Origin of the sequence: Pantoea sp. CTOTU46764 (genome assembly GCF_031974595.1) — a bacterium.
In the GTDB taxonomy this organism is placed as follows: domain Bacteria; phylum Pseudomonadota; class Gammaproteobacteria; order Enterobacterales; family Enterobacteriaceae; genus Pantoea; species Pantoea trifolii.
Map to the genome: position 1 here is coordinate 29,334 of NZ_DALYOQ010000039.1, position 11,030 is coordinate 40,363.

Annotated in this window: 11 protein-coding genes; 4 read left to right on the forward strand and 7 right to left on the reverse strand. The window is 53.1% G+C overall.

From position 1 onward, the window contains the following. Nucleotides 1–376: 376 nt before the first annotated feature. From RTM06_RS13995 to hxpB, 5 genes are all read right to left on the reverse strand, one after another. Nucleotides 377–1,768 (reverse strand): L-cystine transporter, encoded by a 1,392-nt coding sequence (locus RTM06_RS13995; protein WP_312182900.1) that lies wholly within the window; start codon nt 1,766–1,768, stop codon nt 377–379. A gap of 153 nt (nt 1,769–1,921) precedes the next feature. Continuing rightward, nucleotides 1,922–2,512, reverse strand: coding sequence for a metal-dependent hydrolase (locus RTM06_RS14000; RefSeq protein WP_265296951.1), 591 nt, complete (start codon nt 2,510–2,512; stop codon nt 1,922–1,924). 140 nt (nt 2,513–2,652) lie between these two features. Next, nucleotides 2,653–3,414, reverse strand: coding sequence for a 2-dehydro-3-deoxy-D-gluconate 5-dehydrogenase KduD (kduD, locus tag RTM06_RS14005; RefSeq protein ID WP_312182902.1), 762 nt, complete (start codon nt 3,412–3,414; stop codon nt 2,653–2,655). Nucleotides 3,415–3,427: 13 nt separating this feature from the next. Next, on the reverse strand, nt 3,428–4,264 hold the full coding sequence (gene kduI, locus RTM06_RS14010) for a 5-dehydro-4-deoxy-D-glucuronate isomerase (protein ID WP_312182904.1): 837 nt from the start codon (nt 4,262–4,264) through the stop codon (nt 3,428–3,430). 157 nt (nt 4,265–4,421) lie between these two features. After that, entirely contained in the window at nt 4,422–5,090 is a 669-nt protein-coding gene (gene hxpB, locus RTM06_RS14015) for a hexitol phosphatase HxpB (RefSeq protein WP_312182906.1), read from the reverse strand. 142 nt (nt 5,091–5,232) lie between these two features. Between hxpB and RTM06_RS14020 the strand changes: the two genes are divergently transcribed. Beyond that, a complete protein-coding gene (locus RTM06_RS14020; RefSeq protein ID WP_256696310.1) occupies nt 5,233–5,769 on the forward strand; it encodes a YniB family protein in 537 nt (178 codons plus the stop codon). Between the two features lie 4 nt (nt 5,770–5,773). Here RTM06_RS14020 and RTM06_RS14025 read toward each other — a convergent pair whose 3' ends face one another. Then, complete coding sequence (locus RTM06_RS14025; protein ID WP_265296944.1) at nt 5,774–6,667, reverse strand: fructosamine kinase family protein; 894 nt, start codon at nt 6,665–6,667, stop codon at nt 5,774–5,776. A gap of 89 nt (nt 6,668–6,756) precedes the next feature. Continuing rightward, on the reverse strand, nt 6,757–7,047 hold the full coding sequence (ghoS, locus tag RTM06_RS14030; RefSeq protein WP_312182910.1) for a type V toxin-antitoxin system endoribonuclease antitoxin GhoS: 291 nt from the start codon (nt 7,045–7,047) through the stop codon (nt 6,757–6,759). Nucleotides 7,048–7,379: 332 nt separating this feature from the next. Between ghoS and RTM06_RS14035 the strand changes: the two genes are divergently transcribed. The 3 genes from RTM06_RS14035 (at nt 7,380) to infC (ending at nt 10,871) form a co-directional block, all read left to right on the forward strand. Beyond that, a complete protein-coding gene (locus tag RTM06_RS14035; RefSeq protein ID WP_256696313.1) occupies nt 7,380–8,141 on the forward strand; it encodes a YdiY family protein in 762 nt (253 codons plus the stop codon). A gap of 245 nt (nt 8,142–8,386) precedes the next feature. After that, nucleotides 8,387–10,324, forward strand: coding sequence for a threonine--tRNA ligase (thrS, locus tag RTM06_RS14040; protein WP_312182913.1), 1,938 nt, complete (start codon nt 8,387–8,389; stop codon nt 10,322–10,324). Then, on the forward strand, nt 10,320–10,871 hold the full coding sequence (infC, locus tag RTM06_RS14045; protein WP_036647992.1) for a translation initiation factor IF-3: 552 nt from the start codon (nt 10,320–10,322) through the stop codon (nt 10,869–10,871). Before thrS ends, infC begins: the two co-directional genes overlap by 5 nt. The last annotated feature ends 159 nt before the right edge of the window (nt 10,872–11,030 follow it).

Genomic DNA, 11,030 nt, shown 5'->3' on the forward strand with positions numbered 1-11,030 from the left:
CGCCCAGCAACACTGCGGTTGCCGCTTCCGGTAAGAAATGCAGCGGGCCGGGACCGCCCCAATGTGGACCGCCACCCCAATGCGGGCCAGGACCGGGGCCCCAACCGCCGGGATGGGCAAAACTGATTGCTGGTGTTAATAAGGTTAACGCCAGCACCGAGGCGATAACTGTTTTCATCGGTGATTCTCCTGCTGTGACTGACAGCAGAATTGGCCTTCCTGAGCGAAAACTCAAGCGAAAAGCGGCTGATTTTTCCTCTGTTTACCATGCTTAACGTTTTCCTGACGCTAGCGCCATGATTGGGAGGAATTAGGGAGGAAAGGACATAAAAAAACGGCAGACCTTGCGGTCTGCCGTTGTTGGAACGCATCACATTTAGCGGTGTGCCAGTTCGGCGTGCTCGTCGCTCTCCAGCACTTTTTTGTCGGTCAATCCGAGCCAGCGGCTGGTGAGTGAACCGGCGGTCATTGAACCATTGACGTTGAGCGCGGTACGGCCCATATCGATCAGCGGCTCGATGGAGATCAGCAGCGCGACCAACGTCACCGGCAAGCCCATCGCAGGCAGCACAATCAGTGCGGCGAAGGTAGCACCGCCGCCGACGCCGGCCACACCGGCAGAACTCAGCGTTACGATACCCACCAGCGTCGCAATCCACATTGGGTCAAACGGGTTAATACCCACGGTTGGCGCAACCATCACTGCCAGCATGGTCGGATAGAGACCCGCACAACCGTTCTGACCGATGGTGGCACCGAACGACGCCGAGAAGCTGGCGATCGATTCCGGCACGCCAAGGCGACGCGTCTGCGTTTCCACGTTCAGGGGAATACTGGCGGCGCTGGAGCGGCTGGTGAAGGCAAAGGTGATCACCGGCCACACTTTACGGAAGAAGCGCATTGGGTTGATGCCGTTAATCGACAGCAGCAGCGCGTGCACGGCAAACATGATTGCCAGACCGAGATAAGAGGCCACCACGAAGCCACCCAGCTTGATGATGTCTTGCAGGTTGGAACCGGCCACCACTTTGGTCATCAGCGCCAGTACGCCGTACGGCGTCAGCTTCATGATCAAACGCACCAGCTTCATCACCCAGGATTGCAGGGTATCGATCGCCACCAGTACGCGCTCGCCTTTTACCTTGTCATCTTTCAGCAGTTGCAGCGCCGCTACACCGAGGAAGGCGGCGAAAATCACTACGCTGATGATCGAGGTTGGATTGGCGCCAGCCAGATCGGCAAACGGGTTTTTCGGAATGAAGGAGAGCAGCAGCTGCGGCGTGCTGAGATCAGCCACTTTGCCTACGTAGTTGCTCTGAATCGCGGTCAGACGCGCGGTTTCCTGCGCACCCTGCACCAAACCTTCAGCGCTCAGGCCAAACAGGCCGGTCACCAGCACACCGACCAGCGCGGAGATGGCGGTGGTAAACAGCAGCACGCCAATGGTCAGCACGCTGATTTTACCCAGCGATGAGGCATTGTGCAGACGCGCGACCGCACTCAGGATCGAAGCGAAAACCAGCGGCATCACAATCATCTGCAACAGTTGCACGTAGCCGTTACCGACGATGTTGAACCAGCCAATCGACGCTTTCACCGTTGGGCTGTTTTCGCCATAGATGGTTTGCAGCGCCAGACCAAATGCCACACCGAGAACCAAACCGGTCAGCACGCGCTTTGACAGGCTCCAGCTTTGGTTGCCAATGCGATTCAGCAGAATCAGCAGCGCGACACACGCCACGATATTAATAATGAGGGGAAAATCCATGCTCAACTCCAGAGTGTGACGCGCCATCGCCCTGGGATGGCACGTAAAACAGTAAGTCCCCGTTAGGGAATATTTAGAATGTTATCAGTTCAGCGTGGGGCGGGCTTATACCCAAAAAGAATGTTTTATAACTTTATCGCTTGATTCGACTGGTTATTGACCGTTTTGACCATTAACCAACCGACCGACGCCATTTTGTAGCGTATTGAACAGTTGTTCCGGCCAGCCGTTGGCACCAAAAGAGGGCATGCCGGGCGGGAACCATAACGCATAACCGACCAGCGCCAGACAAAGTGCTCTCTCCAGCTGGTTCCCTTTCTGGCTATTCAGGATGGGCAAACGGAAGCGCCAGCGGCAAGGCCACAGTAAAGGCACGCCAGCGGGCGTTAGCATATCGGCGACAATATGGCTGAGATAGCCTAGCGTCATACCTTGCAGCACATCGGCGGGCAGAAACCAGTCGGCGGGCACATTGAGCTGAAATAGCCACAAGCTCACCGCTACCGCCAGCAAACTGTGGGTAAAACCGCGATGACCAAAGGCGCGGGCGATGGGATGTGATAGCCACTTTAATCGCTGGCCTAACACGGATTTAGGGTGATCGATATCGGGCAGCAGGCAGGTTAACAGCGCAGCAGGCACTAAATGCCACCAATCGGCGCTGGCCAGGACTGGCGTCAGCTCCGCGCGCTTGGCAAAAATGGCGCTGGCAATGGCAAAAATGATATGGCCTTCGGCCGTCATGATGAAACCTGGCTGCATAAAACTGTCGATGCATCCAGTATAGGGATTTATCCAGTGAATGAGAATGGTGACGCTGTAACGAAGCGTTAATATTTTTCACTTTCCCGCGTCACAATGACGCGGGAAAATAACGGGTTAGCTTAGCGCGCTAACCATCCGCCATCCACGGCCAGTGTATAACCTTGCACATAATCGGAGGCGCTAGAGGCGAGGAACACAATCGGGCCCATCATGTCGTCCGGGACGCCCCAACGACCCGATGGAATGCGGCCCAGAATTTCTTCGTTGCGAGACTCATCGCTGCGCAGCTGTTCAGTGTTATTGGTGGCCATGTAGCCTGGCGCAATGGCGTTAACGTTGATGCCATGCTTGGCCCATTCGTTGGCCATCAGACGGGTTAACCCCATCACCGCGCTTTTTGATGCGGTATAAGAAGGCACGCGAATGCCGCCCTGGAACGACAGCATCGAGGCGATATTGATGATCTTGCCACCGTTGCCTTGCGCGATAAACTGACGTGCGACCTGCTGCGACAGGAAGAACAGGCTTTTGCTGTTGATGTTCATTACATCATCCCAATCCTGTTCGCTGAAGTTGAGTGCATCCTCGCGGCGAATGATGCCGGCGTTATTAACCAGAATGTCGATGCGACCGGCCACCGCCACCACCTGTTCAACAATGTGCGGCACAACGGACGGTTTGGTCAGATCGGCCTGAATCGACCAAAAACGGCGGCCTAACGCCTCCACTTTGGCCTGCGTGTCATCCGGCCCGGCGCGATTGACACCAATTATGTCACATCCTGCCTGCGCCAGACCCAGCGCCATACCTTGTCCCAAACCGGTATTGCAGCCGGTGACCAGTGCGACTTTGCCTGCAAGATTAAATGCGTTGAGTATCATGATCCGCTCCTTGTTAGCGCAGCGCGCTGATGGCGACGTGGTCCATGTCATCGAATACCTGGTTTTCGCCCACCATGCCCCAGATAAAGGTATAGCGTTGTGTTCCCACGCCCGCGTGAATCGACCAGCTCGGTGAAATTACCGCCTGCTCGTTGTGAACTAAGAGATGACGCGTCTCCTGCGGCTGGCCCATCATGTGGAACACGGCGCTGTCGTCGGCCATATCGAAGTAGAAATAGACTTCCATGCGGCGTTCGTGGGTGTGACACGGCATGGTGTTCCACAGGTTGCCGTCATCGAGGCGGGTTAATCCCATGGTTAACTGGCAGGTTGGCAACACGTCGGGCACGATGAATTTATTGATGGTGCGGCGATTCGAGGTGGCGGCATCGCCTAACGTGGCTTTCACTGCCTCGGCGAGGGTGATTTTTTTGTCCGGATAATGAGTGTGTGCCGGCGCGCTGTTGTAGTAAAACTTCGCTGGATGATTGGCATCGCTACTACGGAAAATTACGCTCTGCGCGCCTTGTCCGACATACAACGCTTCCTGATTACCGATTTCCCAGGTTTTGCCATCCACGTCAATGAATCCCGGCCCGCCAATGTTGATTACACCGAGTTCGCGGCGTTCGAGGAAGTAACTGACGCCCAGTTGCTTACCCACTTCATGGCCGATGGTCACGGATTTCTGTACCGGCATTACGCCGCCGATGATGATGCGATCGATATGGCTATAAGTGAGGGTGTAATTGTCGGCGTCGAAAATCATGTCGATCAGAAACTCACGGCGCAGGCCGTCAGTGTCCAGTGTTTTGGCATGTTCGCTATGAATGCTTTGACGAATGTCCATCTCAGGCCTCTTAAGAGTCAAAGGAAGTGGTCCCGATGCGGGTCTTTGGGCATCTTAAGGAGGATGGGATGTGAATTCAATAAAAATGAAACGATGTTTTATTTATTTGCGTGTGCGATCAAATTGCACAAAAAAGCCCGCGATAAGCGGGCTGCGGTTAACCGTGCAGATGCTCGGGTTTGAGCTGGGTTAAATCATCAATAATCACATTGGCTAACGCCCAACGCGCATCATCACGATGATCGGCCGCTGGCACCACAATCGAGCGCATGCGTGCGGCTTTGGTGGCAATCATGCCGTTGAAGGAATCTTCCAGCGTCACGCAGTTAAGCGGATCGATGCCCAGTTTGGCGGCAGCGTCGAGATAGACCTGCGGGTGCGGTTTGCTGTACGGCAGCGCTTCCGCAGACGCCAGCACATCAAAGTATTTGCGCAGGTCAAACATCTCCAGCACGCGCTCCAGCATATGCAGCGGCGAGGCGGAGGCGAGGCCGATTTTCAAACCTTGCTGCTGGCACAGCTGCAGCGCCTGCTCCACGCCAGGCAGCAGTGGACGCGTCTCTTCAACCAGCGCCAACGCGCGGGCGATGATGCGTTGGGTGACTTCCTGCTGATCCGGGCCGTTCCACGGCAGCGCTTCAAACCACATGCGCACAGTTTGATCGATACGCAGACCCAGCGTATCGGGCAACTCGTGACGCCGGGTGATATCAACGCCAAGGCTGGCGAAGATATCCAATTCCGCCTGATCCCACAGCGGTTCTGAGTCGATCAACAATCCGTCCATATCAAAGATGGCGGCCACTACAGGACGACGATATGACATACAACTGCTCCCTTGGAAATTTGGCTTACCTTAGCACGAGTACCGGAGAAAGCCGACTTGCGGCAGGCCACGCATTTTTCAGGAAAAATTGCAGTAGTGCAGGTAGACTTAGGCAAAACTATTATCGGTTCAGGGAGACACCATGACTTACCAACAGGCTGGCCGCATCGCCATCCTTAAGCGAGTGGCTGGCTGGGTGATTTTTATACCAGCATTGTTATCCACCCTTATTTCGCTGCTGGGCTTTATGTTTAAGCACAGTGAAAAGCAGCCAGGCATTGATGCCGTGATGCTCGATTTTGTCCATGTTATGGTCGACATGGTGAAGTTCAATACGCCGTTCCTTGATGTATTTTGGCAGAACTCGCCGGTGCCGGAGTTTAATGGCGGCGCGAATATCGGCTTTTGGCTGATCTACATCCTGATTTTTGTTGGGATTGCGCTGCAGGCTTCGGGTGCACGGATGTGGCGTCAGTCGCGCCATATTAAAGAGGGCATTGAAGATCAGTTGATCATGGAACAGGCTAAAGGCAGTGAAGGGCGTACGCGAGCGCAGCTGGAAGAGAAAATCCATATGCCACGTCACACCATTTTCTTGCAGATTTTTCCGCTCTACATCCTGCCGATCATTATCGCTATCGCTGGCTACTTTGTACTGAAGCTGCTTGGCATGCTGTAACGCGTTAGGCCGGTCTGGCCTGACGTTCTCCCAACACGTCTTCATCTAACAACTGGCCGATGGCGAACTGCGCTTCGCCGGTCCAGTTGCCGCCGAACACATTGGCGCGATTGAGCAGGTAATAGAGCTGATAAACCGGCTGACGCTGCGAAAATCCGTCTTCCAGTGGCCAAACCGCGTGATAGCCATCATAAATCTGGCGCGGTAAATCGGCGTAGTAGCTCAGCATCGCCAGATCGCATTCGCGGTCGCCCCAATAGCAGGCGGGATCGAACAGCCACGGACCGGTTGCGCTGCCAGCGCAGTTGGCGGGCCACAAATCGCCGTGTAATAAAGAGGGTTGCGGATGGTGGTTGGCAAGTGTGTGCTGCACGCAATCGACAATCAGCTCGGTATCGCCATAGTGCACGCCTTTTTCCGCAGCCAGTTGCAGCTGCCAGCCGATGCGCTGCTCAGCAAAGAATACCGACCAGCGACGTAACCAACTATTCGGCTGCGGTGAAGTGGTGATGTTGTTATCGAAATCGAGACCAAATTGCGTCTGCTCGCTCCATTGGTGCAGATGGGCTAACTGCTGGCCGAGTTGGAAGGCACTCTGATCGGTAAAAGGTTGAGGTGGAATATATTCCAGCAGCAGGAAGCTGGTATCACGATCGTTACCGACGCCATACACCTTCGGTACGCGAACGGTTTGCGTGCGCGCCAGCAGGTCGAGTTGATCGGCTTCCCAGCTAAACAAGGTGAGCATGTCGCGGGTGTTACATTTGACGAACACATCTAACTCGCCATAGCGGATACGCCAGGCGGGATGGACATCGCCACCGGGAAGTTCCTGACGGTCGGTGATTTCAGCCTCACCGGCGTGCTCGCTTAACAGACGACTAATGGCTGACCACATCGGGTAATCCTCTTTGTTCGCTGCGTGAATTCGATTGTAACGCGCAAAACCTGAGCAAACCTGGCGTCGATGCCGTTTTTTGCACTGCGTCAGGGTTGTTCTTTCAAAAATGCCTCTAGCGTGATGACGGTGACTTCAGGTTTTTGGCCGAGCGCGATTTGCGCGTATCCCGCGGCCTGCTCCGCCACTTCATGCTCCTCTAACGCGCTGACAATACCAAAGCTATTGGTGCCCAACTCATGCGGATGACCTTCATCATCACTTAAGGTGGTGCTATATCCGCCATTGATCATGGCGCTATTCACTGACTGCAGGTCGCCAAGTCCATTTTCCTGATATTTTAACGTGACAATGTAACGTTTGACATCATGGTCACTCATTATTCACCTCATTGTTATCGAACAGATTTCAGCGTAGACCAGCGGGCAAGATAGAGCGAATTTTAGGCGATTTATCAGCAGAAATGGCGGGTAAAGCTCTATCAAAAAAGTTCAGAAAATTCTTCTGGTTTTTGAGCTGCTATTTAAGTAATTGCCCCCTATAATGCGCAGCGAAAATGGGAAAAGTCCCATTAAAAGAGCGGTCCAGCGGCTTTCCAGGCTTTTTTTTGCGGATACATAATTTTTTACAAAACTTACGGTAAATTGCATTGATTGACCGGAGAAACGCTTCAGACTCTTCGTTTTTTAAACTGTCGTACGGGTTACTTTTAATGAAAGCCTTTAACAAGCTGTCCGCTGTTTTATTGCTCTCTGCTGGAGCATTTTGTCACCAGGCATTTGCAGATAACGCCGTTTTCACCTCCATGGATGACCCTTCAACGGCGAAACAACCGTTTGAAGGCAGTGCGTCAGCGGGTTACCTGGCTCAAACCGGTAACACCACCAGTTCTTCGCTGAGTGCGGCTACCAATATGACGTGGTACCAAACCAATACCGCACTGAGCCTGTGGGGTAACGCTTCGAACAACTCCTCTAACGATGAGCGTTCATCTGAGACCTACAACATCGGTGGCCGTAGCCGTTATAACCTCAACAGCGCCGATTACCTGTTTGGTCAGGCGAGCTGGTTGAGCGACCGTTTCAACGGTTATGACTCACGTGATGTACTGACCGCCGGTTACGGTCGTCAGATCCTCAACGGTCCGGTTCACTCACTGCGTGCTGAATTCGGTCCGGGTGTGCGTTACGACGATTTCCATGAAGGCGGCCATGAAACTAAAGCATTGGGTTATGGTGCAGTGAGCTATCAATGGCAGCTGACAGATACCACCAAATTTATCCAGGGTGTTTCTGTGCTGAGCAGCTTCGGTGAAGACACCACGCTGAACTCAGAGACTGCACTGCAGGTGGCCATCAATGCTCACTTCGCGCTGAAGCTGGGCTACAACGTGACCTGGAACAACAATCCGCCGGAATCTGCACCGGATCGTACCGATACCAAAACCACGATCCAGCTCTCATACTCAATGTAAGCGAGACGGATGTGAATCACCGCTGCCAGGCCTGCGCCTCGCAGCGGTTTTTTTTATTTCTCTTTGGTTTAGCGAATTTCCGCACGGGTTTTGATCGGCGGCGAAAGCTGCTATTATCATCGCCGCTTTACATTCCTGGCGTCATTCCGACAACGTGGGTCTGACATCACGCCGGGTTACACACTACAAAACTCATTTTGCATGTAGGCTTTCGTGTGGCTTACCACTGCAATTAAGGATATGAAATGCCAGTAATTACTCTTCCTGATGGCAGCCAGCGCAGCTTTGACCGTCCGGTCAGCGTGATGGATATTGCGTTGGATATTGGACCGGGTTTGGCGAAAGCCTGTATCGCGGGCCGCGTGAATGGCGAGTTGGTTGATGCGGTTGATCCGATCACCGAGGACGCTCAGGTCGCGATTATTACCGCTAAAGACGACGCTGGTTTAGAAATCATTCGTCACTCTTGCGCACACCTGTTAGGGCATGCGATCAAGCAGCTGTGGCCAAACACCAAAATGGCTATCGGCCCGGTGATTGATAATGGTTTCTACTATGACGTCGACCTGGAACACACCTTAACCCAGGAAGATCTTGAGCTGCTGGAAAAGCGTATGCACCAGTTGGCTGAAAGCAACTACGATGTGGTGAAGAAAAAGGTGAGCTGGCAGGAAGCACGTGACGTGTTTGCTGAGCGTGGCGAAAGCTACAAAACCACTATTCTTGACGAGAACATCAGCTACGACGATCGTCCTGGCCTGTATCACCATGAAGAATACATCGACATGTGCCGCGGTCCGCACGTGCCGAATATGCGTTTCTGCCATCACTTCAAACTGCAGAAAATCTCCGGGGCTTACTGGCGCGGCAACAGCGACAACAAAATGCTGCAGCGTATTTACGGTACGGCCTGGGCGGATAAAAAGCAGCTGGCTGCTTATTTGCAGCGTCTGGAAGAAGCGGCGAAGCGCGATCACCGTAAGATCGGTAAGCAGCTTGATCTCTACCACATGCAGGAAGAAGCTCCGGGCATGGTGTTCTGGCACAATGACGGCTGGACCATCTTCCGCGAGCTGGAAGTGTTTGTGCGTACCAAGCTGAAAGAGTACGACTACCAGGAAGTGAAAGGTCCGTTCATGATGGACCGCGTGCTGTGGGAAAAAACCGGGCACTGGGAGAACTATAAAGAAGCAATGTTCACCACCTCTTCAGAGAACCGTGAATATTGCATCAAGCCGATGAACTGCCCAGGCCACGTTCAGATCTTTAATCAGGGTCTGAAATCCTACCGCGACCTGCCGCTGCGTATGGCGGAGTTTGGTAGCTGCCATCGTAACGAGCCATCAGGTGCCTTGCACGGTCTGATGCGCGTACGCGGCTTTACCCAGGATGATGCTCACGTCTTCTGTACCGAAGATCAGGTACGTGATGAAGTGAACAGCTGTATCCGCATGGTCTACGACATGTACAGCACCTTCGGTTTTGAAAAAATCGTGGTGAAATTGTCGACCCGTCCGGAAAAACGTATCGGTACCGACGAAATGTGGGATCGTGCGGAAGTGGATTTGGCAGAAGCGCTGAAAGAGAATGACATTCCATTCGAATATCAGCCGGGAGAAGGCGCCTTCTACGGCCCTAAAATTGAGTTTACCCTGTACGATTGCCTCGACCGCGCCTGGCAGTGTGGTACCGTTCAGCTAGACTTCTCCCTGCCGAAACGTCTGGACGCGACTTTTGTCGGTGAAAACAACGATCGTCAGACACCGGTGATGATTCACCGCGCAATTCTCGGTTCAATGGAGCGCTTTATCGGCATCCTGACCGAAGAGTTCGCTGGATTCTTCCCGAGTTGGCTGGCACCAGTGCAAGCTGTGGTGATGAATATCACCGACAGTCAGTCAGAATACGTCAGCGAATTGACAAAGAAACTGCAGAATGCAGGTATTCGTGTCAAAGCGGACTTGAGAAACGAGAAGATAGGCTTTAAAATCCGCGAGCACACATTACGTCGCGTCCCTTATATGCTGGTTTGCGGTGACAAAGAGGTGGAAGCAGGCAAAGTTGCCGTGCGCACCCGCCGTGGTAAAGACCTTGGGAGCATGGACGTAGATGTGTTTGTTGAGAAGCTGCAACAAGAGATTCGCAGCCGACATCTTCACCAATTAGAGGAAACAGGTTATTAAAGGCGGAAAACGAGTACAACCAACACGTCCGAACCGTATCAACGGCGAAATCCGAGCTACCGAAGTGCGCTTATCTGGCGTAGACGGCGAGCAACTTGGCATTGTCACCCTGCGTGAAGCCATTGAGAAAGCTGAAGAAGCCGGCGTAGATTTAGTTGAAATCAGCCCGAACGCCGAACCGCCGGTTTGCCGTATCATGGATTACGGCAAGTTCCTTTATGAAAAAAGCAAGTCTTCTAAGGAACAGAAGAAGAAGCAGAAAGTTATCCAGGTTAAGGAAATCAAATTCCGTCCTGGTACCGATGATGGCGACTATCAGGTCAAACTACGCAACCTGATTCGCTTTCTGGAAGAGGGCGATAAAGCCAAAATCACGCTGCGTTTCCGCGGTCGTGAGATGGCGCACCAGCAGATCGGTATGGAAGTGCTTAACCGCGTCCGTAAAGATCTGTGTGAAGACATGGATCTGGCGATTGTCGAATCCTTCCCTTCGAAGATCGAAGGTCGTCAGATGATCATGGTGCTCGCTCCTAAGAAGAAACAGTAGGCCTTCAAGTAATAAAGCCGCGCAGCGCTTGCGTTGTGCGGATTTTTATTCGCCTGTCTGATTCATTTTATTAACAATGCGAAGTGGATATTTGTAAAAATGCCAAAGATTAAAACTGTACGTGGCGCCGCTAAGCGCTTCAAGAAGACCGCTTCTGGC